Annotated in this window: 13 protein-coding genes and 1 pseudogene; 8 read left to right on the top strand and 6 right to left on the bottom strand. The window is 69.7% G+C overall.

Annotated elements, in window-relative coordinates:
• Nucleotides 1-147 precede the first annotated feature (147 nt).
• Nucleotides 148-1,926, bottom strand: coding sequence for a glyoxylate carboligase (gene gcl, locus ACZ5WG_RS35850; RefSeq protein WP_468728798.1), 1,779 nt, complete (start codon nt 1,924-1,926; stop codon nt 148-150).
• A gap of 289 nt (nt 1,927-2,215) precedes the next feature.
• Between gcl and ACZ5WG_RS35845 the strand changes: the two genes are divergently transcribed.
• Nucleotides 2,216-3,121 carry a hypothetical protein gene (locus ACZ5WG_RS35845; protein ID WP_468728717.1) on the top strand — a complete coding sequence of 302 codons (906 nt, stop codon included), beginning with the start codon at nt 2,216-2,218 and terminating at the stop codon, nt 3,119-3,121.
• Between the two features lie 144 nt (nt 3,122-3,265).
• A complete protein-coding gene (locus ACZ5WG_RS35840; RefSeq protein WP_468728716.1) occupies nt 3,266-3,754 on the top strand; it encodes a glutathione peroxidase in 489 nt (162 codons plus the stop codon).
• Between the two features lie 63 nt (nt 3,755-3,817).
• On the opposite strand, the gene ACZ5WG_RS35835 is transcribed toward ACZ5WG_RS35840, so the two are convergent.
• Nucleotides 3,818-5,569 (bottom strand): AMP-binding protein, encoded by a 1,752-nt coding sequence (locus ACZ5WG_RS35835; RefSeq protein WP_468728714.1) that lies wholly within the window; start codon nt 5,567-5,569, stop codon nt 3,818-3,820.
• Between the two features lie 45 nt (nt 5,570-5,614).
• A complete protein-coding gene (locus tag ACZ5WG_RS35830) occupies nt 5,615-6,721 on the bottom strand; it encodes a winged helix DNA-binding domain-containing protein (RefSeq protein ID WP_468728713.1) in 1,107 nt (368 codons plus the stop codon).
• Nucleotides 6,722-6,873: 152 nt separating this feature from the next.
• Between ACZ5WG_RS35830 and ACZ5WG_RS35825 the strand changes: the two genes are divergently transcribed.
• The 5 genes and pseudogenes from ACZ5WG_RS35825 to ACZ5WG_RS35805 all read left to right on the top strand — a co-directional run.
• Nucleotides 6,874-8,043: a magnesium and cobalt transport protein CorA gene (locus ACZ5WG_RS35825; RefSeq protein WP_468728712.1), complete on the top strand. Its 1,170-nt coding sequence runs from the start codon at nt 6,874-6,876 to the stop codon at nt 8,041-8,043.
• 827 nt (nt 8,044-8,870) lie between these two features.
• Complete coding sequence (locus ACZ5WG_RS35820; RefSeq protein ID WP_468728710.1) at nt 8,871-13,577, top strand: AAA domain-containing protein; 4,707 nt, start codon at nt 8,871-8,873, stop codon at nt 13,575-13,577.
• 23 nt (nt 13,578-13,600) lie between these two features.
• Nucleotides 13,601-14,500: a hypothetical protein gene (locus ACZ5WG_RS35815; protein WP_468728709.1), complete on the top strand. Its 900-nt coding sequence runs from the start codon at nt 13,601-13,603 to the stop codon at nt 14,498-14,500.
• 615 nt (nt 14,501-15,115) lie between these two features.
• Nucleotides 15,116-16,594 carry a TerD family protein gene (locus ACZ5WG_RS35810; RefSeq protein WP_468728708.1) on the top strand — a complete coding sequence of 493 codons (1,479 nt, stop codon included), beginning with the start codon at nt 15,116-15,118 and terminating at the stop codon, nt 16,592-16,594.
• Nucleotides 16,595-16,754: 160 nt separating this feature from the next.
• Nucleotides 16,755-16,961 (top strand): annotated as a pseudogene (locus ACZ5WG_RS35805) (transporter); the annotation flags it as partial.
• Nucleotides 16,962-17,056: 95 nt separating this feature from the next.
• Here ACZ5WG_RS35805 and ACZ5WG_RS35800 read toward each other — a convergent pair.
• The 3 genes from ACZ5WG_RS35800 to ACZ5WG_RS35790 are packed head-to-tail and all read right to left on the bottom strand — an operon-like array spanning nt 17,057 to nt 21,125.
• Complete coding sequence (locus ACZ5WG_RS35800; RefSeq protein WP_468728707.1) at nt 17,057-17,977, bottom strand: DUF6801 domain-containing protein; 921 nt, start codon at nt 17,975-17,977, stop codon at nt 17,057-17,059.
• A gap of 11 nt (nt 17,978-17,988) precedes the next feature.
• Complete coding sequence (locus ACZ5WG_RS35795; RefSeq protein ID WP_468728705.1) at nt 17,989-20,829, bottom strand: NACHT domain-containing protein; 2,841 nt, start codon at nt 20,827-20,829, stop codon at nt 17,989-17,991.
• Entirely contained in the window at nt 20,826-21,125 is a 300-nt protein-coding gene (locus ACZ5WG_RS35790; RefSeq protein WP_468728704.1) for a trypco2 family protein, read from the bottom strand. The genes ACZ5WG_RS35795 and ACZ5WG_RS35790 overlap by 4 nt, the downstream gene beginning before the upstream one ends.
• Nucleotides 21,126-21,243: 118 nt before the next feature.
• Here ACZ5WG_RS35790 and ACZ5WG_RS35785 point away from each other — a divergent pair, with 118 nt between their 5' ends.
• Nucleotides 21,244-24,135: an AfsR/SARP family transcriptional regulator gene (locus ACZ5WG_RS35785; protein WP_468728703.1), complete on the top strand. Its 2,892-nt coding sequence runs from the start codon at nt 21,244-21,246 to the stop codon at nt 24,133-24,135.
• The last annotated feature ends 26 nt before the right edge of the window (nt 24,136-24,161 follow it).

The following is a 24,161-nucleotide window of genomic DNA, read 5'->3' as shown; positions in this document are numbered from 1 at the left end:
CGTTCCCCCGGGCGCGGGCCCGAGGGGGGAAGAGGCAGGCCGAGAGGGCCGGGGCGGCCGCCGGGAGGGCGCATGCGGAACGGCCCCCGTTCCTCCTGGTGGAGGGACGGGGGCCGTAACGTACAGCCGCTGCTGCTGCCTTGGCCGTCAGACCGCCAGCGGGCGGATCGCGGTCGGGGCGTGGCCCGGCTCGGTCGCGAGCTCCTCGAACTCGGTGACGTCGCTCATGTCGACCGTCTTGCTCATCGAGATGTTGGTGACACGCTCCAGGATGGCCTCGACGACCACCGGGACGCTGTACTCGGCGGCGAGCTTCTTGGCCTCCTCGAAGGCGGCGCCCAGCTCGTTCGGGTCGGTGACGCGGATCGCCTTGCAGCCGAGACCCTCGACGACCTTGACGTGGTCGACGCCGTAGACGCCCAGCTCCGGGGCGTTGATGTTCTCGAACTCCAGGTTGACCTCGAAGTTGATGCCGAGGCCGCCCTGCGCCTGACGGATCAGGCCGAGGTAGGCGTTGTTCACCAGGACGTGGACGTACGGGATCTTGTGCTGCGCACCGACCGCCAGCTCCTCCAGCATGAACTGGAAGTCGTAGTCGCCGGAGAGGGCGACGACCGGGGTCTGCGGGTCGGCGGTGGCGACACCCAGCGCGGCCGGGATGGTCCAGCCGAGCGGGCCGGCCTGACCGCAGTTGATCCAGTGGCGCGGCTTGAAGACGTGCAGCATCTGCGCGCCGGCGATCTGGGAGAGGCCGATGGTGGTGACGTAGCGCGTCTCCGGGCCGAAGGCCTTGTTCATCTCCTCGTAGACGCGCTGCGGCTTCATGGGGATGTTGTCGAAGTGCGTACGGCGCTGCAGCGTGGCCTTGCGCTCCAGGTGGGAGGCGACCCACGCGCTGAAGTCGGGCAGCTTGCCCTCGGCCTTGAGCTCCTTGGCGACCTCGATGAAGATCTCCAGCGCGGCCTTGGCGTCGGAGGCGATGCCGAGGTCCGGGGCGAAGATCTTGCCGAGCTGGGTGGGCTCGATGTCGACGTGGACGAACTTCCGGTCGCCGAGGTACGCGTCCAGGTTGTACCCGGTGTGACGGTTGGCCCAGCGGTTGCCGATGCCGAGGACGAAGTCCGACTCGAGGAACGTCGCGTTGCCGTAGCGGTGCGAGGTCTGGACACCGACCATGCCGGCGGCGAGCTCGTGGTCGTCGGGGATGGTGCCCCAGCCCATCAGGGTGGAGATGACGGGAACGCCGGTCAGTTCGGCGAACTCGACCAGCAGGTCGGATGCGTCCGCGTTGATGATGCCGCCGCCGGCGACGATCAGCGGACGCTCGGACTCCAGCAGGAACTGGATGGCCTTCTCGGCCTGCTTCCGCGTGGCGGCCGGCTTGTGCACGGGCAGCGGCTCGTACAGGTCCGGGTCGAACTCGATCTCGGTCAGCTGGACGTCGATCGGGAGGTCGATCAGGACCGGGCCCGGACGGCCGGAGCGCATCAGGTGGAACGCCTGCTGGAAGACGCCGGGGACCTGCGCGGCCTCGAGGACCGTGGTCGCGGCCTTGGTGACCGGCTTGGCGATCGAGGCGATGTCGACGGCCTGGAAGTCCTCCTTGTGGAGCTTCGCGACCGGAGCCTGACCGGTGATGCACAGGATCGGGATGGAGTCCGCGATGGCCGAGTACAGGCCGGTGATCATGTCGGTGCCGGCGGGGCCGGACGTACCGATGCAGACGCCGATGTTGCCCGGGTTGGTACGGGTGTAGCCCTCGGCCATGTGCGAGGCGCCCTCGACGTGGCGGGCGAGGGTGTGGTTGATGCCACCGACGTTCTTGAGCTCGCGGTAGAACGGGTTGATCGCAGCGCCGGGCACGCCGAACGCTTGCGAAACGCCCTCGCGCTTGAGGATCTCCACTGCAGCGGCGGCGGCTGTCATACGAGGCATCGAGTTCTCCTGCGGGTCTGGCGGTCAGACTGCTTCCCGGGGCGTTTCCACAATCCGGAAGTTTTGTTCTGCTATACGGAACAAGCTAAGCGGCCAGTCCCCGCACGTCAAGGAGCTTCAGCACCCCGGAACACACCAAATGCCGCGTCTCACGCAAGCGAGTTGTACGAACCACCGGGACCCGGCCGAATATGAGGGGAAAATCGAGGGCAGGCCCGCCCGTCGGTGGCAGGTGGTGGAGCATGGACCTACGGACGGCGACGGAGGGGGCCCAGCACTCATGGCGGAAGCGGTACCGGTGCGCTGCCCGGCATGCCTGCGCGAGAACGGCTACGCCGCCCCGGTCTTCCCGTGCGCCTGCGGAAGCCCGGTCACCCCGCCCCTGGACCTCGCGGCGCCGCCCCTGCCGCTGACGCACCGCACCTGGTCGGACACCTGGGTGGCGGTGCGGTGCACGGCCTGCGGGCGGGTGAGCGAGTGGCCGCACCCCGAGCTGGGCTGCGCGTCATGCGGGACGGTGGTGCGGATTCCGGTGCACCCGGTGGAGACGGGGTCGGTGTCGGGGACCGGCGTACGGGACGGGCTGCCTCCGTTCCGGCCCGGCGTACGCGGGCAGGAACGGGAAGCGGGTCCGGGGCGGCCGGGCGCACCGAGGCGGGACGGGTCGGCCGGCGCCGCCGGATCCTCCGGGTCAGGCGGATCCTCCGGGTCAGGCGGGGCGGACGGCGAGGGTGGCACACCCGGCACGTCCGGCACGTCCGGACCGGTCCCCGGGCAGCCGTCGGCGGCGCCGGTGCCACGGCCGGCGTTCCGCCCGGTGACCATCCGTACCGCCCGGGACGCGGTGGCCACGGCAGCGCTGTACCTGCGGTGGCTCGGTTTCCAGGACGTCCGGCAGCCCGACGGGCGGCCCATCCCCTCGGCTGCCGTGGACCTGCGGGCGCCCGGGCTCGTGGCCCAGGTGGACCCGACCACCGCGCCGGCCGGGCTGCGGGCCGTGGAATGCGTCTGGCTGAACGGACTGACGGCCTCCGCGACCAGCATCTACTTCGCGCTCGCGGGATATACGGAGGACGCCCGCTCGCGCGCGGACGACCTCGGGATACCGCTGTTCGTCATGGACCTCACGGGCATGCCGCAGCCGGTCAACGACCCGGCGGACCGGCTGGTGGGCGCGGGGGCCTAGCCGGTGTCGGGGGCGGGGCCGGCCTGCTCCGTCAGGACGCGGGGCAGGACGTAGGCTCGGAACACATATCCGTACCCGTTGGTTGCTTGCTTGCGTGCCCGCTTGCCTGCGTGCCTGCCCCCTTTGCCTGCCGAGGAGAGCCCGATGAGCCTGTACGACATCCCGCTGACCACCCTGTCCGACGAGCCCACCAGCCTGGCGGCCCACAAGGGCAAGGCGATCCTGCTGGTGAACACCGCCTCGCAGTGCGGTCTCACCCCGCAGTACTCGGGACTGGCCCGGCTGCAGTTCAAGTACGAGGAGAAGGGCTTCACCGTCGTCGGCGTGCCCTGCAACCAGTTCGGCGAGCAGGAGCCCGGCAACGCCGAGGACATCGCGACCTTCTGTGCGGCAGGTTTCGGCGTCACCTTCCCGATGCTGGAGAAGGCCGAGGTCAACGGCGAGAACCGGCACCCGCTGTACCAGGAGCTGGTGAAGACCCCGGACGCCGACGGCGAGGCGGGTGACATCCAGTGGAACTTCGAGAAGTTCCTGATCTCCCCGGCCGGCGAGGTCGTGGCACGCTTCCGTCCGCGCACCGAGCCCGAGTCCCCCGAGGTCATCGCCGCGATCGAGGCGCAGCTGCCGGCCTGACCGACCGTACGGAGGGCGGGCCGGCCTTCCGGTCGGCCGCCCCCGGCAGCACCAGGACCGGACTCAGCCGAGCTCGGACTCGTCGTATTCCGCCCCCGAGCCGGCCGCGGTGAGCTCCCGCAGCTCCACCCGGCGGATCTTGCCGGACACGGTCTTCGGCAGCTCCGCGAACTCGATGCGGCGGATCCGCTTGTACGGGGACAGCACCGCGCGGGAGTGCGCGAACAGCGCCCGCGCGGTCTCCGGCCCGGGCTCCCAGCCGGCGGCGAGCGCGATGTACGCCTTCGGCACGGCCAGCCGCAGCGGGTCGGGAGCCGGGACCACGGCGGCCTCGGCGACGGCCTCGTGCTCCAGCAGGGCGCTCTCCAGCTCGAACGGGCTGATCTTGTAGTCGGAGGCCTTGAAGACGTCGTCCGAGCGGCCCACGTAGGTGAGGTACCCGGCCTCGTCGCGCGAGGCGATGTCGCCGGTGCGGTAGAGCCCGTCCGCCATGGCCTCGGCGGTGCGCTCCGGGTCGTCCCGGTAGCCGGTCATCACCCCGGCGGGCCGGCGGCGCAGGTCCACGCAGAGTTCGCCCTCGTCGGGGGACTCCTTGCCGGTGACGGGGTCGAGGAGCACGATCTCGTACCCGGGCGCCGGACGCCCCATCGAGCCGGGTTTGACGGGGACCCCCGGGAAGTTGCCGACCTGGAGGGTGGTCTCGGTCTGGCCGAAACCGTCGCGGATGGTGACGCCCCAGGCCTCGCGGACCTTCTCGATGACCTCGGGATTGAGCGGCTCGCCCGCGGCGACGGCCTCGCGCGGAGGCGTACGGAGCTTGGTGAGGTCGGACTGGATCAGCATCCGCCACACGGTGGGCGGGGCGCAGAAGGTGGTCACGCCGTGCCGGTCCATTTCGGCCATCAGCCGCTCGGCGTCGAAGCGGGTGTAGTTGTGCACGAAGACGGTGGCACCGGCGTTCCACGGGGCGAAGAGGTTGGACCACGCGTGCTTGGCCCAGCCGGGCGAGGCGATGTTGAGGTGCACGTCGCCGGGGCGCAGCCCGAGCCAGTACATGGTGGAGAGGTGCCCGATGGGGTACGAGGCGTGCGTGTGCTCGACGAGCTTGGGGCGGGCGGTGGTCCCGGAGGTGAAGTAGAGCATCAGCGGGTCGGTGGAGAGCGTCTCGCCGTCCGGGCTGAAGTGGGGGTCGGCCGCGTACATGTCCTCGAGCCGGCGCCATCCGGTGGGTACGTCCGCTCCGGCGGCGATCCGGGTGTAGGTGCCGGGGACCTCGTCGAACTTGCCGGCGTCCTCGGCCCGCACGACGACGTGCCGTACGTGGCCGCGCTCGATGCGGTCGCGCAGGTCCGCCGCACCGAGGAGGGGGGTGGCGGGGATGACGACGGCGCGCAGCTTCATCGCGCCGAGCATGACCTCCCACAGCTCGCGCTGGTTGCCGAGCATGACCAGGAGCCGGTCGCCGGCCGCGACGCCCTGGTCGCGCAGCCAGTTGGCGGCGGAGCCGGAGCGTACGGACAGTTCCCCGAAGGAGACGGACCGGCTGGTGCCGTCCTCCTCGACGATGCGCAGGGCGTCGGCGCCGTTGCCCGTGGCGATGTGGTCGAACCAGTCCAGGGCCCAGTTGAAGCGCTCGGGCCGCGGCCAGGTGAATGCGGCGTGGGCGGCTTCGTAGTCCCCGCGGCGTTCGAGCAGGAAGTCGCGTGCGGCCAGGAACTCGGCGGTGGCACCGGGGTTGGTGAAGCCGGCCTCGGCGGGCGCGGTGTTCGCGGCGTGCGCGGCGTTCTCGGCGTTCTCGGGGATGTTGTGCGTCATGGGAGGCATCGTGCCGTGCCGGCCGTACGCCCCACCAGAGCGGCGTCAGCCGCTGATTGACCCGAAGCGCACGGAGCCACGGCCGTCCTGGTCCGCCATGCCGGCGATCAACCGCTCCCCCTCGGCGACGATTTCATCCTTCTGCGCCGTCGAGGCCTTCCCGAAGAGCTCCACGGTCAGCGTCCCCGCCTCCAGTCGCCACAGCCCGCCGACGAAACCGTCCACGAGGAGGGTGCGGTAGGACTGGTTCCCCACCCAGGTGCGCCCCTTGATCTCGGGGGCGACCACGCGGGTGCGGTCGGCGTGGGAGAGCAGCAGGTTGTCGAACTCCGGGAGGAAGCGGGGCGGGGCCGGGGTGTCGGCGTCGGGCCGGGGCGCGTCGGGCAGGTCGAACAGCTCGACGCCGTTCGCGTCGCGGAAGACGGCCAGCTGCGGGCGCAGCCGCTCGAAGGCCTCCCGCAGCCGGGTCAGCCCGGCCCAGACCTGCATGTCCTTGACGGAGGCGGGCCCGAAGGCGCCGAGGTAGCGCAGTACGACGTCGTCCACGGTCTGCGGTACCGGCGCGGCGGGCGTGCCGAGCCACTGCTCCAGGGTGGTGAGCCGTACCTGCCCGCTGCGTCCCCACACCCCGCGGGGCGTGACCTGGACGAGCGGGAGCCGGCACCGCGCGGCGACGGACAGGGACTGCGGATCGGCGTCCGGCCACTGTGTGAGCAGCTCTTCCCGGATCTCGCCCATGGTGCGCGGCTCGGCCTGGACGAACGCCCGCGCGAGCTCGCCGAGCCGTTCCAGATCCACTCCGACGAGGCCCTTGCGGAAGTAGCTGACCTCCCGGTCCCGGGCGCCCTGGACGAGCGGCCGCAGGGTCAGCGCGTCCTGGGCGGTGTGGGTGTGGATGGTGGACCGCATGGTGACCATCCGGACCACCTGCCGGGACTCCATCAGCTCCGCGAGCTCGGCGGGCCGGAATCCGGCGAGGCGGGCGTGCAGCTGGAAGTAGGGCGGCTTCACGTTCTGCGCCTGGAGTCCGAGCAGGTGCGCGACGGCGTCCTGCGCGGACATTGCGGCGCGGCTCAGGAGCAACTGGCGGGCGAGCGTGGCACGGTTCAGTGAACGGGTATCGAGTACGGGATGCGCAGTCCGGGAGGCCATGGACAGCAAGCTACTCCCCCTTGCGGACAGATACTGTCCGCAAGGGGGAGGCCCCAATATCCTTGAAACCCACTCATTGCCCGAATCCACGTTCGAAATCCACGTTCGACACACACATTCGATACGCACGTTCGACCGGGAGCTGACCTGCGATGTCGGAGCGCCCAGACCGCCGCCCCTCGCCGTCCGGGAAGCGCCCGGGCCCGGGATGGCGCCGCCCCGCACCCCCACCCGCCTCGCCGCCCGCATCCCCGCCGGACGGCCCGAAGCCCGCGCCGGCGCCGGCCCCTCCCCCGAACCACCGCAGCGTGATCGACTCCGCCGTCTACCGCGACGGCCGGCGCATCGCCTCCCCCGCGACCCTCGCGGAGACGTTCCGCCAGCTGCGCGACCAGCCCGACGGCATGGCCTGGATCGGCCTGCACCGCCCCACCGAGCCCGAGCTCCACTCCCTGGCCGCCGAGTTCAACCTCCACGAGCTCGCCGTCGAGGACGCCCTCGAGGCCCACCAGCGCCCCAAGCTGGAGCGCTACGGCGACACCCTCTTCGTCGTCCTGCGCGCGGCACGCTACCTCGACGCCCCGGAGGAGGTCGAGTTCGGCGAGCTGCACATCTTCGTCGGCCCGGACTTCCTGATCACGGTCCGCCACGGCGCCGCCCCGGACCTCTCCGCGGTCCGCCGCCGCATGGAGGAGACCCCGGAGCTCCTCTCCCTCGGCCCCGAGGCCGCCTTGTACGCGATCCTCGACGCGGTGGTCGACGGTTACGCGCCCGTCGTCGCAGGCGTCCAGAACGACATGGACGAGATCGAGACGGAGGTCTTCCGCGGCGACCCGGAGGTCTCCCGCCGCATCTACGAACTCTCCCGCGAAATGGTCGAGTTCCAGCGCGCCACCCGCCCCCTGGTCGGCATGCTCCACGGCCTGATGGCCGGCTTCGCAAAGTACGGCACGGACGAGGAACTCCAGCGCTACCTCCGCGACGTGGCCGACCACGTCACCCACACCAGCGAACGCGTGGACGGCTTCCGCCAGGCTCTGACGGACATCCTGACGGTCAACGCCACCCTGGTCTCCCAACAGCAGAACGCCGAAATGCGCGCCCTGGCCGAAGCCGGCTTCGAACAGAACGAGGAGATCAAGAAGATCTCCTCCTGGGCCGCCATCCTCTTCGCACCCACACTCGTGGGAACCATCTACGGCATGAACTTCGAGACCATGCCGGAGCTCCACTGGGCGGCGGGCTACCCCTTCGCAATCCTGCTGATGGCGGTGGTCTGCACGAGCCTGTACGTGATCTTCAAGAAGCGCGACTGGCTGTAGACCGGACACCAGCACTGTTGATCAACTTGGCTCTTGCGAATGCATGAAAGTGTACGCGAGCGGAGCCGTCGGCCTCCTCGGTCCCGACCGGCCGGACGAGCCTGGGCCGACGCCACTTCACCGACCCCACACACGCAGCCACCGATAGCGTCCAGGACGCGAACCAACGGCTCCTCGACATCGACTTCGTTGGCACCGACCACGTGTTCCGCCTCAACAGGACACGGGTCGAGGCCTTCTCCGGCGTCGCGAGCGACCTCTTCCACCACCTCGCGAAAGGCCGTGTCGAGCAGTACCGCACGGAGATCCACGCCCAGCGGAGGACCTGGCCCCTCCTTGCCTGGGATTCGGAGTGGGACGGCCCCGTATCCGTCCACCAGGACGGCTCTGTACTCGCCATGCGGGTGTTGCCACAGGCCTGAGGGCTGCATGGCCGGTGTCGCTCCCTGGAAGCAAGGGGGCGACACCGAGGGTGGGCTGCCGCCGACGACGCTTCGCGTTGTCCTACCAGCCCGCGCTGATCAGAGTGCCACCTGCCCCTTGGCAAGCACGTAGAAGGCCTTACCCCGTCAACCGATCAGCCTTGCACCCTGTCATCCCCACCCATGCGCCCCTTCAGATGGACTGCGCCATCGGGGCGGCCTGGAACTCGCTCGGGCAACCAAATCTCAAGCTCCCGGATTGATTGGCCCCACGCATACCAAGACCATCGGGGCACGGGCACGGGCACGGGCACTGGCGGCCGGCGGATCTCCACGAGGTACTCGCTGGGATCAAGGTGATTCAGCCCATACGAAGCTCATATTTCGCCATTTTCCAGTGACAGGTTGCCCCTGCTGCTGCTCATCCCGATCCTGGAACGTTCGCCACCAGCCGGGAGGAGAAAAGTGAACGAACCGCGACGTCACGCGAAGAACCCCGACGTCATCGGCCAGACCGCCAGTCTGATCGGCTTCCTCAAGGAGGTCGTGCAGAGCAGCAACCAACGACTTCGCGATGACCGCCGCTCCAGGGAGCGGTTATGGCTGGTCGCCATGCCCCCCTCGGTGCGACGCCCGTCCGACCGACACGACGGGCTGCTGTTCTCGCTTGAGCACGTTCCGCAGACATCGCCGCCCTCCCTCCCCGATCTGCTCGATGGATGGGTGTCCACAGAACGCTGCCAGGACGCGGACGGCGGTGACCCGCCGCTCGAGGCTGAAGGACCGGGTCAGGAACTCGTGCAAGCGGCAGACGGCAGCCAGTCCTGGGAACAGGCCTCGGAGCAGACCGTCCGCCGAGAGGATGCCGACGAGGTACTCCGAGCCTACGGTCCCTGGCTGACGCGCTGGCGGAAGTGGGCGGAGAGGGAGCGCGCGGAGCGAGCGCTTCGCGAGCTGTACGACCTGGTCTACGGCTGGCACCAGAAGCTGACCCAGCAGGATGATCAGCTGGAACTCGTTCTCGCCACAGGGCTCTTGACGTGGAGCGATCCGCGTGGTGACGCCATTCACCGTCATCTACTCACCCACCGTGTGGAGACCTTGGTAGACCGGAAGACCGCCAGGCTCACTGTGCGGCTCATGGCCGAGGGAGCCGTGCGGCTGGAGGATCAGTCATTCCTCGACACCGATGACGGATGGGCGCCCGAACGCTCGGCCGCGCTCACCGAGGAGATCGCGGGCCAGTCACTGCACCTGCTTGGTTCGGAGGCCTTGGAGCAGTTGGCCCAATGGCAAGAGCGGGTGCTGCAACGGCCTGTGTCCTTCAGTGCCGAGTGGCAGCCGCCCCGCGAGCCCGAAGCAGGCGCTCGTCTTACGTACGCCCCCGCACTTGTGCTGCGCCCACGGGACCGCAATGCTCTGCTGGGCTTCTACGACCGGATCGCGGACAGCGTGTCCTCCGAGGCACACGCTCCTCTGGGCCTCGCCCAGCTGGTGCTGCCGCTGAACTCCGAAGAGCGCGCGAACTGGGACGGCAACGAGATTCCGCCCCTGTTCGGAGACGACCCGCTGTTCCCGGGAAAGACCAACGAACGTCAACGCAGTGTTCTACGGCGGCTGGAGCACGATACGGGCGTGGTGGTCCAAGGCCCGCCTGGCACCGGGAAGACCCACACGATCGCCAACCTGGTCTCTGCGCTGCTGGCACAGGGGCAGCGGGTCCTGGTGACCAGCGCCCGCGACCAGGCCCTGACGGTACTGCGGGACAAGCTTCCTCCCGCTGTACGGGACCTGTGCGTCCTCCTGCTGAGCTCGGCACGGCAGGACGGTGCGGACGAGCTGGAGCGAACGGTCAACGCTCTTACCGATCAGGTCGCCGCGAGTGACCCCGAACAACTGCAAGACGAGATCCACCGGCTCTCCGCCCGCCGGGAGGAGGTTCGGGGAAGGATCAGCACGCTCACCGAGCAGGTGATCGCCCTGCGTGAGGCCGAGGTCTACGTGCACCCGGAGATCGCCCGCGGGTACGCCGGCACTCTCGCCTCGATTGTGCAGCGTGTGCAAGAAAAAGCCGGACATCACTCCTGGATCGGTCTTGTGCCGACTGACGGCCCGACCCCGTCTGTCCCTCCGCTATCCCCCGCGCAAGCGGTGGAACTGCTGAGCCTGCTGCGCGACGGTTCGGCTGAGCCACGCGCCGGTGGCACCCTGCCAGACCCCGACAGCCTCCCCTCCCCCGAAGCCTTGGCCCAGGCACTCTCAGCCAGCCGCGTCACCGACGAGGGCCTGTCCTCCGGGGCGGTCCGCATCCGCGGCGATCTTGCCAGGCTCGACAGCTCTGTCACCGATGAGCTGACCTCTCTCGTGGATTCCTGCCGTACGGCTCTGCACCATCTGGGTCTGTCTCCGCGGGCCACAGAATGGGACGAGGGCAAGTGGGCCACCAAGGCCCTCACCGACCGACTCTCCCGTGAGAATCTCGCGCTGTGGCGCCGCGTTTCCGGACTTGCCGATCAACTCGTCGACATCTCCGAGCGGCTGAACGAACAGGGGATGACGCGCGTCACCGTGCCCGGGCAGCTCTCCACGGAACAAGGGGATGCGATGCTTACGGCGGGTTCTGCGCTGCGCGAGCACCTCGTCTCGGGTGGCAAGCTGCGAGCCCGCGGTAGCTTCCGTGCCTCGCGGGCGCAGAAGGCCGCGCAGGACCTCCTCGACTCGTGCACCGTGAACGGTCACTCACCCGAGACCCTGGAGGATCTCGACGCCGCCCTTGCTCACCTCCGCGCCCGCTCCGCCGTTGCCACGCTTGCGGAGCGGTGGGGCCAAGTGCAGGTGCCCGTATCCGAAGGGCCGCTGGAAGTTCGGCTGGCGTCGCTGACGGAGGCGTACGCACGCCTGGAACATGTCGACACGTTCGGCGTCGGCCGCGAGCGCATCGACGGGCTGCTCGTACATCACGGGATACACATCGCGCTCACTTCCAGGTCGGCATGGCAGGACTTCGCCGACGCCCTCTCTGCGGTCTCCGGCCGACGAGCGGCGGACGAGGCTACCTCCCAGTTGCTTGCTTGGGAGGAGCAACTGCGCACACCGGTGGACGGCTCCCACTCCACCACCGAAGCTGTGGCCGCCGCTCAAGCCGTTCGGGAGCAGGACGTCGACCGATACGCCAAGGAACTTGAGGCGCTGCGCGAGGCTCATCGGCGTGAACACCGCCGGCGTCGGTGCGCCGTGCTACTCGAAAGTGTCCGACGGGCCCACCCGCTGCTCGCCGACCAGCTGACGCACGACCCTGGTGACCGGGCATGGGAAGCTCGCCTGGACTGTCTTGCTGAGGCATGGGCCTGGGCGGTGGCCTCTGCCTTCGTTCACCGTCAGCGCACACCGGGACGCGAACGTCAGATCGAAGGCGAACTGGCTCAGTGTGAACGTCACCTGGAGGACATCACCGGTGAACTCGCTGCCACCTGGGGAAGGTGGCACTGCCTGCATCGCATGACGCAAGAGCAGCGGTCGGCTCTCCAGGCGTACCGCAACCACATGTCCTCGTACGGCAAGGGCAAGGGGCGCGGTGCGGGCCGGTACCGTGCTGCGGCGTACGACGCTATGAAGACGGCGCAGGAAGCAGTCCCTGCGTGGGTCATGCCCATCTCCCAAGTCGCCGAGATGGTGCAGCCCAGGCGGGACGCGTTCGACGTCGTCATCGTCGACGAGGCTAGTCAGGCAGGCATGGACGCCCTATTCCTGCTGTGGCTGGCGCCCCGCGTCATCGTCGTGGGAGACGACAAACAGTGCGCGCCCCCACTCAGTGGCATGGGCCGGCACCAGGCGATCCATGACCGGCTCGTCTCGCACCTGCCGGACATGCCGCCGAGGCTGCGCACGCTGTACGGACCTTCCACCAACCTGTACCAGCTCCTGTCCACCTTCTTCCCGAAGGTGATCCGGTTGGAGGAGCACTTCCGTTGCATGCCGGAGATCATCGGCTGGTCTTCGCAAACCTTCTACAACAACAAGCTGCAGCCTCTGCGCCAGTACGGCGGCGAGCGCCTCGACCCCCTCGTGACCCACTTCGTCGAAGGGGCCGTTACCCAGGGGCGCGACAGCAGGATCCGCAACGCGAAGGAGGCCGAGGCCATTGTCGACTGCCTGGCCGGGCTCGTAGCCGACCCTGCCTATCGCGACCGGACCATGGGCGTCATCACCCTTCAGGGGTCGATCGGTCAGGTCAAGCTCCTGGAAAAGCTCATCCAGGAACGTATCCCGGCGCCGATGCTTGAACGTCACCAGATCCGTGTGGGCAGCCCGGCGTCGTTCCAGGGAGACGAACGGCACGTCATCCTGCTGTCGATGGTGGTCACCGATCCGCCGCGCATCACGGGAGGTGCCCGCAGCGAACGACAGGCTTACAACGTCGCTGCGTCCCGGGCGCAGGACCAGATGTGGCTCTTCTATTCGGTACCGCCGGACCGATTGAAGAGGGAGGACATGCGACTCAACCTCCTGTCCTACATGGAGAACCCGCCATCCGCACTTGCCGGCTCCGAGGACATCGCAGAGGTAGCGGGCGATGTGCCGCAGAAGCCCTTCGAATCGCTCTTCGAGCAGCAGGTCTACCTGCGCCTGAAGGCCCGGGGATATCACGTCGTCCCGCAGTATCCGGCAGGGAACAAGCGCCTTGATCTCGTCGTCGTAGGGGCACGTGGGCGCCTGGCCGTGGAGTGCGACGGGGACCGGTACCACTCGACACCCGACCAGATTCGACGTGATCAACGGCGCGACCGTGAACTGCAGCGTGTCGGCTGGACGTTCTGGCGGATTCGCGAGAGCGAGTTCCGATTCGACCCCGAGGAAGCACTCTCCGGTCTGTGGGAGGAGCTCAAGCGGCTCGGCATCCATCCGGCCACGTTTAGGGAGAGCAGCGGCCAAACTCGGTCGTCCGCGGCGCACACCGGCAGACGGTGGACTCCACTCGATCTCTCCTCGGACGACGGCCTCGCCGATGACACGGTGGAGCCTCCTGAGGAGCCAGGGGCGAACAATCCGGCCGACACATCCCACGAGGCCAAAGACAACGGAACAGACGACAGCACGGAAGGCTCGGCATGACTACGCAGTCCCCACTCGGCATCTTGGACGCCAACACCCTGGAAGAGCTCGCGCGCGTCATCTGCGGCGACGACCACCTCTACTACCGCAAGGGCTTCCAGATCGAGCGTTTCCTGGAGCGCGCCGGCTGGCAGCGGGTACCGGAGTACAACGGCGAGTACAGGATGGAATGGACGCTCGCCCGCCTCATCGAACGCCGAGAAGAACCCACAGACCTGGAGCGGGTCCTGCTTCGCCTGGCAGACCCTCGCGAGTACCTCGATGAACCGGATCAGCTCCCTGCTGTCGTATCCGCGATCAACAACTTCTTGGTCTACGAGGGGGCGCGGCTGGAAAGTCCAGGTGGCCGCCCACGCATCGTCGCCTGCGATCCCTCCCTTGCCCAGCCTGGCAGCCAGGGCCCTGCCGAACTCACCGCTGCCATGGCTGATCTCATCCGCGACAGGAAAATGGCCGACCTGCTCCAACACCGCTTGGCCGAGGCGCGTACTTGCTACGCCAATGGTGCTCACGTGGCTGCCATCATCATGCTCGGAAGCCTGCTGGAGGGAGTCATGGTGCAAGTGGTCCGCGAACGTGACGCCTCGCGACTCGGCAACACTTCGCCGGACAAGGTGAACCTGGACACCTTGATCAAAACCTGCCACACGGCCGGATGGATCGGTGCAGACGTCGAGCGCTTCTGCCACGAGCTGCGCAGGTACCGGAACTTCGTCCATCCGCGCCAAGAGATCCGTGATGCTCATACGCCCGACCGCGACACGCTCAATATGTGCTGGCCGGTGGTCGAAGCGGTCCTGAACGACCTCGCCGCCTCTCAGCCGAAGGCGACCGCGACCGCGACCGCGACAAAGCCAACCGCCCAGCCAGTCCGACCGGTGCCCCGGCCGCCGTCAACAGCACGTCCAGCACGCCAATCCTGACTTCGGGCACGGTTGGTTCGGCCACTGCCCTGCTCCAAAAGCAGGACTCAGTGGCCGACCCTGAGGCGAGAGTTCTCGATTCAATGGGTGACCAGGTCCCTCCGCACAGCATCGTCCTGCTCCCGCCAAGACCAGCATTGCAAGCTGCCTCCCCTTTACTTGGATTGCTGCGTACCCCCAGCACCGAGGTCTGGCCGGTGACAGAATTCCTGTTGCAGAGAGGGAGGCTCCATGGGATTCGGTTTCCGCGTTGGTGTGCCTGGGCTGAGCGTTCGCGTCTCGACGCGGGGCGTACGGACGTCCGTCGGGCCGCGGATGGCACGCGTGAACGTGGGCGGAGGACGGACGACGCTTTCGTCGGGCATGGGGCCCTTGTACGCCTCCACCGCGCTGGGCAGTGGACGCCGCCGGACCACCACGAGCCGTCCTGCACGTTCCGGCTCGCGCCCGCGGGCCGCCGTACCCTCGGGCGCACAGCTGGAACGGGCTCGCCGACAGGCCGAGCGGGCCCAGCAGGAGGCGGAACGCGACGCAGCGATAGCGCATTTGCGGGAACTGCGGCAGCAGATGACCAGCGTGCACTTGCAGTCATTCACTCCCGTCCACCCCCCAGCGGTGCCCGGGCCCCCGCAGCTGGGTCTGCCCTGGGCGCTGGCCGAGGCCAAGGCGTTCCATCTGGCAGGGCTCGGCGTGTTCGCACGGGCAGAGCGCGTGGAGGCGAAGCGGCGGGCCGAGGCGGACGCGCCGGTGTACCTGGCCGCCGAGCAGGCACGGTTGAACGGCATCCACGGGACGCTGGCCGCCGAGGCACATCAATGGTGGCAGTCCCTCGTCGCGAATGACGAGGCGACCGTGTGCGAGACGGTGAACTACGCCTTCTCCGACAACCCCGCAGCCGGCTGTGCGGTCGGAGTGGACGGCTCCGTGATGTCTGTGGTGATGCGGCAGCACGACATCGACTCATTGCCCAACCAGACTCCTGGAGTCACCTCCAGTGGACGCCCCACGCTGAAGACGCTGACGAAGCGGGACCGGGTCCTGTGGTGGCTTACGGCCATGGGCTCCAACGTCATCGCCACCCTCAAGGAGGGATTCTCCGTCGCGCCAGGCATCACCGCGATCGACCTGGCAGTGATCACTCGTATGCCGGACACCCAGCGGCTGGGGTTCACGGCGTACGGCCGGTGGACCCGCCAGGCCATCGAGACGAGCCCCTGGCGGCAGCCCGAGGACGCGCTGCGGTTCCTCGACCTCGGACAGGACGTCGCCTGTGCCGTCTCCACTACCGCCTCCGGAAATCTGTCGAGCACCATCAAGCCGCTGGACATCAGTCGGCTGCCCGGCCTCCAAAGCCTGCTCGACCACGCCCAGGACGAAGCCGCCTCGGTTGACACCGCGCTGGCCGGCCTGGACGGAGACCTCCTTGCCAATGTCCCCGCCGCCCACGATGCGCCGGCCGCAGACCACTACCGGATCCACACGTTCGCCGAGTGGAGAGCCCAGACGCCGTCCGCGGCCCAGCCACCCGTCATCAGCGAGCCCGTTCTCGCCGCCCCGGCGGCACTCACGCCGGGGCAGAACCTCACCTTGCCCGACGAGGCGTGGGAAGGGCTGAACATCGCGTTCAGCTTCGACGGCGCGGATGCCGACCTCACCCTCTTCCTCACCGACACGCAGGGCCGAGTCGCCTCCGACGACGACTTCGTCTTCTACAACCAGCCGTCCGCCGCCGACGGGGCCGCTCGGCTCCTGGGGAAGCAGCACGATGGCGCGCATACTGTCGAACGCGCCGCCGCCCACCTCACCGCCCTGCCCGAGCACGTCCAGCGCATGACGATCGCGATCAACATGGACGTCGACACCGGGCTGACGTGCGGCTCCCTCACCTACGCGGAGCTGTCCATCGGATGCGCTTCCGCCGCATGGACCTTCCAGCCACCCGCCGACCCCGCCATCAAAGCGATGGTCATCGCGGAGCTGTACCGGCACACGTCCCCCGAGGGGAGGCCAGTGTGGAAGCTCCGAGCAATCGGACAGGGGTGGGCCGACGGGCTGAACGGTTTGGCCAGGGCGCACGGAGTCGATGTTGCGTAGCCCATCGTGCACAGACGCCCCAGTGCGCAGTAGCGGGACGTCTGTGCACGCTCTCGCTGGGGAGAATCTGGGGAGAATGAAGCCCCATTGGGGAGCGGCTGGGGAGGATCGGCCGTACAAACGGGCAGCACCGCGAAAGGGCCTGAAAGGCGGATCGTTGCAGGTCGGGGCACCTCTGAAGCCGATTTCCGCAGGTCAGTGGTGTGAGGGTGACGACGTCAAGAAGATCTCCTCGTGGGCCGCCATCCTCTTTGCACCCACACTCGTGGGAACCAAGTGGGCGGGCGGGTATCCGTTCGCGATCCTGCTGATGGCCGTGGTCTGCGTCAGCCTCTACGTCATCTTCAAGAAGCGCGACTGGCTGTAGGCGACTGGGTGCGACCGCCTTTCGTCGCAGCCCACTTGGTTCACCAGCTGCTCCCCGGGGTTGACTCCCGGACGTGAATCAGCCTGGTCTCCCGGTCAGGTACCGGCGGTATCGCCGACGCCGTCGTCCGCACGGGTTCGGCGTGCGGCGAAGAGGGTGACCGCGCCCGCAGCCAGCAGCGCGCCCGCGCCGCCGAGCAGCCACGGGGCGCGGTCGGCTCCGGTCTCCGGGAGCGCGCTCTGCGGTGTGGGCTCGGTGGGGCCCGACGCGGTCCGGTCGGCCTGCGGTGCGCCGGGAGCGGCTGCTGCACCGGCAGTGCCTGCCGCCCCGGACGCGGCCTGGCCCGTGTCCGTCCCGGTCCCGGTCCCGGCATCGGCATCGGCATCGGCATCGGCATCGGTAATGCGGAACGACGCCAAGACGTTGTTCTGCCCGGCATCCGGCGTGCACCGCGCGGCGATCTCGCCGGGGTAGGCCACGTGGCCCTTCGCGTCCTTCAGGGCGAGATGCGCGACGAGGTCGCCGACGGTGATCCACGCGCTGCCCGCTTGTCTGAATGTGAGCGACGGTGCGGAGCCGGACGCCTCGACGTGGAAGGACCCGGCCGCCGGGATGCGCGCCTTCACATCGACCGGCACCTTCACCCAGCTGTCCCCCTCCGGGGCCGCCACGCGGACCTGTGCCTCCACCGTGCCCTCGACGGTCGTCACACCGATCCCGCCCAGCGCCTTCGCAGCGTCCGCGGGCACCGGCACCGTAGCGCTGACGGGAAAGGTGCGGGTGGGCTTTCCGGCCTCGGCCGACTCAGGGACATCCGAATGGATCCGCACCATGACGGGCAGATTCCCGATCAGCCCGGTCGAGCACGTGTACCGCAGTGTGAGCGACACGGGGTCCGCGGCAGCGGGTCCGGTTCCCGAGAGTCCCAGCACTCCGCCCGCAACCGCTGCAACCGTGGCCAGTCGAAGCGGGCTGCGCGGCACCGGAGGGTTCTGGGTGTGCTTGCCAGTTCTCATGCTGACTCCCGTCAGGGTGTTTTGGTCCGGTCCGGCCCGTCCGCCGGCAGGCCGCTGTTGCGGCCCGCCAGAAAGACCCGGGTCAGGTGATCTTGGAGTTGAGCGTGCCGGAACTGATAGACCGCGCCGGCCTGGCGCAGTACGTCCCGCTCGCACGCGTCGTCGAGGAAGGCGACCAGCCGCCAGGGCAACTGCCCTGTGAGGGGCAGCCAGATGCGCGCGAGGGCCACCCACTGGCCCCAGGCGGTGAAAGCGAGTCCGTACGCGAGTCCGCCCGCGAAGGCGGCTTCGATCCCGAACGCGAGCCCCACCAGGAGTCCCCACACGGGCCCGGCCGTGAATGCGTTGGCGCATCCGGCTCCCGTCCCGAACACGAGCGCCCACACCAGCAAATGGAAGAGCACGTTCCTGCGGTCTTGGCCGAGCAGCTCCGAGGAACTGACACCGGATCTGATGTCGACGGGAACTTCCAGCCAGGCCATGAGCCCGAGCACCGACCCGACCCCCAGCCCGAGCCCGGGCACGAACACGAGGCCCCCCACGAGCCCACCGTCCAGGCCGTCCCCGAGACCCAGGGACTCGACCACGACCCTGTCCAGGAACAAGAGCACGAGCGCGGCCAGGACCCCGCACGCGAGTCCCAGCCGGAACCTGGGGAGGACCCCCGTACGGCCGTGCCCGGTCCTGCCGAAAACCTGGATGCGTACGCGCGACGGCTCTGCCGCGCCCTGGGACACGAATCCGTACACGAGCCCGAAGAACAGTCCGTTCACGAGCGCGTGCAGGGCCCCGACCACGAGCCCCCGCACGAGCGCGAACCTGAGCCCGAACGACGTCGCGACCAAGTCCACGGGAACGTTCCCGACTGCGGTGGTCACCCCGAGGGCCAGTGCGGCCAGAAATCCGATCACGAGCATGCGCGAGGAACGGCTCATCGTGGTGCCCAGCTGCCACCAGGCGAGGTCGCGTGCCGGGACGCCCGTGCCCTCCCTGCCGAGTCGGTCCAGGTGCGCGGCGAGGTGGCCGAGCCACTGCTGCGCACGGCGGGGGTTCCAGTCCTGCCGCCGCCGACGACGGCCGCTGCCGCCGTCGGTCGGCGAGGGCTCGTAGGCGGCCGGGGTGAACGCGGCCAGGAGATGCCTCTGCAGGGCCTCCGGGGAGGCGAACGCGGCGGTGTCCAGGAGCCGTAGGGGGTCGGACCGGGGGGCCTCGCTGTAGACGGCACGGGCCATGGCGACCATCAGCGGGGTGACGAGCACCCTGGCCAGGTTCTCCGCGCCCGGGCTGCGCCGTTGCCTGCGCAGCTCGTCCAGGACGGGTTCCCACACGGTACTGCGCACACCGCCGTCCGGACCCGGACGACTGGTGAGGGGCAGGTAGCGGGCGACGTCGTCCAAGGACAGGTCGTCCAGCTCGACAACGGCGGCCTTCGGGAACGGGCGGGTCTCCACGGCCTCGGCGTACTCCCCGGGGCGGCTGGTGAGGAGCAGCGGGGTGGCGGTGCGGTCGAGCTCCTTGAGCGCTGCACGCCGCAGGCCGCCGGCGATCTCGTCGAACCCGTCCATGACGGGCAGGATCCAGCCGGTGTCGACCAGCGCGCCGGCCAGACTCCCCCCGTGCGCGGCAGGAACGGCGAGGCCGTGGTCGCGTACCAGCTGGTGGCACATCCAGTCGCGCAGGGAGACGGTGGTCGGGTCCCACGATCCCAGGCTGAAGATCACCGGTACGGGCTCGTCCGGCGTACGGGTGCCCAGCCAGTCGAGGACGAAGCGCAGGGTCAGGATCGTCTTGCCCGCCCCGGCCGCACCGAGCACCACCAGCCGGCGGGACGGGACGGACCGGTACACCTCCACGATCCGGTCGATGCGGCCGGCGAGTGCGAGCGGCGCCGGATCCGCCCCGGGTGGTGCGTCGCAGATCTTGGCCCAGTGATCGAGCAGGCGGGCGTCGGCATTCCGGAAGCGCACGGGGAGCGGGAACGGGTCGTGCACATGCCGGCGCCGCTCCTCCTTCCGCCATTGTCCGGCCACCCGGGAGGCGAGCAGCCCGGCCGCCTCCCGCAGCTCCGGCGCACCGGGCAGCGGCGCCGCACGGGGAAGCTCCTCCAGCCTGCCGGGATGCGCCGGCAACCCGATCAACGAGCCCAGTTCGCCGATCTCCTGCGGACTCACCTGTCGGTACCAGCGGTCCACCGGGCTCGCCGCGAGCGTGCTGAGCCCGTCGGAGCGGTAGTGCTTGGTGATGACGCCGATCACGCACCCGCCGCTCCACACCGGGGCCCCCGACATGCCCTCCCAAGGCGAACGGCCCCGCTCGGGGTCGTGCTCCGGGGAGGACTTCAGGGTTATCTCCAGACTGCCCTCACGCTGGTTCGACAACGGGGTGGTCTCACCGCGCGCGTGGTGGGAATCCCGGTACGACACGGCCGCACCGCCGTCCGGCGACGCGGCCCCGGCACGCAGTCTGAACCTGGGGAATCCCAGCGCTTCGCACTCCACCGGCTTCGCAACACGGGCGTACCGGACCGGCGGAACCGCAGCACCGGCCGGGCTGTCCGCGCCCGAGCCTCGGACGGCTTCGTCCGCGAGGGCGATCAGCGCGACGTCCGAGGCGGAGTTCACCCAGAACGGCTTGCCCTGCACCTCCCGCGTACCGCCGTCCTCGGTGAGGAAACGCACCTGCACCGTCGCCGCGCCGCACACCACGTGCGCGGCCGTGAGCACCATGTTCCCGGCCACCTGGTAACCCGACCCGCGCCCTCCGGCGCCCGCGCCGCACGTGGTGATGACCTGGACCGCCCGCCGCCGGTCGAGCCCGTCCGGCTCCGTCGACCCGCCCACGACGGCGCTCACTGCTCGTGTGCGTCGGCGCGGCCGGAGATGAACGGCGGTGTGTCCGACCCCGCCAAGGCCGGCTGCAGCGCCAGTGAGATGCGCTGGGCCGAGACGGCGCCCACCGCCGCCTCCGCACCGGACTCCACCACCCAGAACCGCACTTTCGCCCCTGCCTGCCCGGACCGCTCCAGCGCGACCGACAGCTCCAACTCGATCGGTCCCAGCTCGAAGCGCAGCGCCTCGCCCTCCGCCGCGGCGATCGCCCGGCCCAGCTCCTCCCGTAGATCCCTGATCACGCTCGTCAACTCGATCACACCGTGCCCCTTGCGCTCCCTGGCTTCACAGCCGTTCTCCGTCGCATCTCTGCAACCATGACCGGACACGCTGCAGAGCAGATGAAATTCCGATGATGTGCGAAAGCGGGGCTTCTCCATGGACAGCGAACCTCCCGGGCAGCTCCGGATCGCGGTGCTCGGGCCGTTACGGGCGCACCGGAGCGGAGCACCGCTGGATCTGGGGCCCGTCAAACGGCAGGCCGTGCTGGCCGCGTTGCTGCTCAGCCGGGGGGCCGTGGTGAGCCATGAGCAGCTGATGCACGGAGTGTGGGGGTCGGAGCCACCCGCATCCGGCCACAAAGTGCTGGCCAGTCACGTCAACCCGCTGCGCCGGGCGCTCGACGCGGAGGGCACCCGCCCTACGGAGTCGGTGATCCGCAGCGGAAAGGGCTGGTACCGCTTCGCCGTCGACGGGGTCCGGCTCGATGTGGCGGACCTGACCGAGCGGGGCGTCGAGGCGCGGCGCACGATGGCGTCCGGCGAGCTGGCCAAGGCCGTCGACCAACTGTCCTCGGCGCTCGCACTGTTCCGGGGCGAGCCCCTGGCCGCCCTGCCGGGGTCGTTCGCGCAGGCCGAGCGGGAGCGGCTGTCGGAGCGCCGGCGGGGGCTGCGGCTGGACAGACTCGAGTGCCTGGTCCTGCTCGGCCGGTTCGGCGACGCCCTCGACGACCTCACGGTCCTCTCCCCGTCCGACCGGTACGACGAGTCGCTGCTGGCGCTGCGGATGCGGGCCCTGTACGGCAGTGAACGCCAGGCGGAAGCGCTCAACGCCTACCAGGGCATGCGCGTACGGCTGCGCGACGAGCTCGGCGTCGATCCGGGGGAAGAGCTCCACCGGCTGTACGAAGCGGTGCTGCGCCGCGACGACGAACACCTGCTCGGTCCGGCCGCTGCGCGCTCCGCCGCACCTCCCGCCCGGCCCCGGACCCGCCGCACCGTCAACGAACTGCCGGGCGACGCCGGCCGCCTCGTCGGCCGCGAGGCCGAGCTCGCGCAGCTGACCGAGGCCTATGCGCCCGGATCCGTGTCGATCGTGACGGTGGACGGTACGGCCGGTGTCGGCAAGACCGCGCTCGTCGTCCGCGCGGCCCGTGAGCTCAGCGACCGGTACCCGGACGGCAGCCTGTTCGTGGACCTGCGCGCGCACAGCACGCAGCGGCGGCAGACCCCCGAGCAGGCACTGCAGCGCCTGCTGCGCTCCCTGGGCGCGGCCAAAGGCGAGTTGCCGAGCGGCCTCGAGGAACTCACCGCCGCCTGGCGCGCGGCGACCAGCCCGCTACGGCTGCTCCTCGTGCTGGACGACGTCCTGGACGCCGACCAAGTGCGACCGCTGCTGCCCGCGGGAGCGGGAAGCAGGGTGCTGGTGGCCGGCCGCCGACGCCTGCCCGAACTGGACGCCGACCGACGGGTCACGCTGGAGCCGCTGAGGGGCGGGGGTGCGGTGCTGCTGCTCACGCACCTCATCGGGGAGGAGCGTGCGAGCCGCGAGCCGGAGGCGACGCGTCAGCTGGTCGGGCTGTGCGACGGGCTGCCGCTGGCACTGCGCATCGCCGGGTCGCGGCTGCAGAACCGCCGCACCTGGACGGTGGAGTACCTGGTGGGCCGTATGGCGGGCGACGAACGCCGACTCGGCGAACTGAGCATCGGGGACCGCAGCGTCGAGGCGGCCTTCCGGCTGTCGTACGACCAGCTCGCACCCGACCAGCAGCTCGGGTTCCGCGCCCTGGGCCAGGCACCGACGGTCGAGTTCGACGTGCTGGCGCCGGCGGCCATGCTCGGCCGGCCGCCCCACGACACCGAGCAGATCCTGGAGAGCCTGGTCGACGCGAACCTCCTGCAGCAGCCGCGTCCGGGCCGCTACCGGTTGCACGATCTGGTCCGCGTGCACGCGCGGCGCCTCGCGGAAGCCCTTCCCGACGAGGCGGTCGGCACGCGCACGGCCGCCCTGCGCCTCTACCTCGACGCCGCCCGGATCGCCAGTGACTGGGGGCTCCCCACCGGTTTCCCCACCGGACCCCAACCCTCCGGAGCACCGTTCGCGAACTGGAAGGACGCGGAGATCTGGCTGGACGCGGCCGGTGGAGAGCTCGTCGACGTCGTCGGACACGCCGTGGCCCTCGGCGAGGTCGACTACGCGTGCTGGATCGCCGAGGCGCTGGTCGACTACTTCACGCGGCAGGGCCGCTACCACGAGTCCCAGACCGCTCTCGAGATCGCACTCGCGCACGTGGGCGGGGCCACCGACCCGCGGATGGCCCTCGCCCTGCGCAACTGCCTTGCCTACACCGGCGTGTACCAGCGCCGGTACGCGCAGTCGCGGACCGTGTTCGCCGAGGCGCTCCACCTCAGCCGGCGCGACCTCGACCAGGCCGAAGAGTCCCGGGCCCTCATCGGGCTGGCGTCCGTCGAGGTGAGTGTGGGCGAGGCCGACCGGGCGATCTCCCGTGTCGCCGCGGGACTGGGCGTGTCCGGGCCGCCGCACAACGACTGGATCGCCTCGATCGCATTCGTCATCCAAGGCCTCGCCCACCAGTTGGAGCGACGGAACGAGGAGGCTCTGGCCTGCTTCGCCGAGGCCCGTACCCACGCCGACAGGAGCGGCAGACCGCGCCTGCTCGGCAGGGTCCTGAGCTTCGCCGCCGACATCCACCTCCGCCTCGGCCGGTACTCCGAGGCCAAGAGCCTGCTCCGCCAGGCGGTCCACCTCGTCGAGGAGGCCGGGGACGTCTTCCTCTGCGCGCGCGGCCTGACCCGGCTGGGTACGGCGGAGCAGGGCGAGGGAGATCCGGGCGCGGCCGTGGCCCTTCACCACCAGGCCCTGATCCAGCACCAGTTGCTGTCCCCGCTCACCGAACCCGCGTACGACTGGCTGGAGATGGACATTCGCTCGCGGCTGGGCCGTGCCTACCTGGCGACGGGCCGCATCCACGAGGCCCTCGGGCAGTTCCAGGCCGTGCTCGAGGTGCCGGGTGCCCGCGGGAAGCCCTGACCGCGCACCGGCGGCCGAGGAGCCCG

The sequence above is a fragment of the Streptomyces sp. NPDC032745 genome, from assembly GCF_055579465.1.
Note: the sequence above shows the minus strand (reverse complement) of the source record. Positions and strands in the feature narration are given on the sequence as shown.

What these genes read in the sequence shown, in the direction of transcription:
- ACZ5WG_RS35840 (WP_468728716.1), top strand. Translation starts at nt 3,266, where the DNA reads ATGAGCCTGTACGACATCCCGCTGACCACCCTGTCCGACGAGCCCACC.
- gcl (WP_468728798.1), bottom strand. Translation starts at nt 1,926, where the DNA reads ATGACAGCCGCCGCCGCTGCAGTGGAGATCCTCAAGCGCGAGGGCGTT.
- ACZ5WG_RS35800 (WP_468728707.1), bottom strand. Translation starts at nt 17,977, where the DNA reads ATGAGAACTGGCAAGCACACCCAGAACCCTCCGGTGCCGCGCAGCCCG.
- ACZ5WG_RS35825 (WP_468728712.1), top strand. Translation starts at nt 6,874, where the DNA reads ATGTCGGAGCGCCCAGACCGCCGCCCCTCGCCGTCCGGGAAGCGCCCG.
- ACZ5WG_RS35845 (WP_468728717.1), top strand. Translation starts at nt 2,216, where the DNA reads ATGGCGGAAGCGGTACCGGTGCGCTGCCCGGCATGCCTGCGCGAGAAC.
- ACZ5WG_RS35835 (WP_468728714.1), bottom strand. Translation starts at nt 5,569, where the DNA reads ATGACGCACAACATCCCCGAGAACGCCGAGAACGCCGCGCACGCCGCG.
- ACZ5WG_RS35785 (WP_468728703.1), top strand. Translation starts at nt 21,244, where the DNA reads ATGGACAGCGAACCTCCCGGGCAGCTCCGGATCGCGGTGCTCGGGCCG.
- ACZ5WG_RS35830 (WP_468728713.1), bottom strand. Translation starts at nt 6,721, where the DNA reads ATGGCCTCCCGGACTGCGCATCCCGTACTCGATACCCGTTCACTGAAC.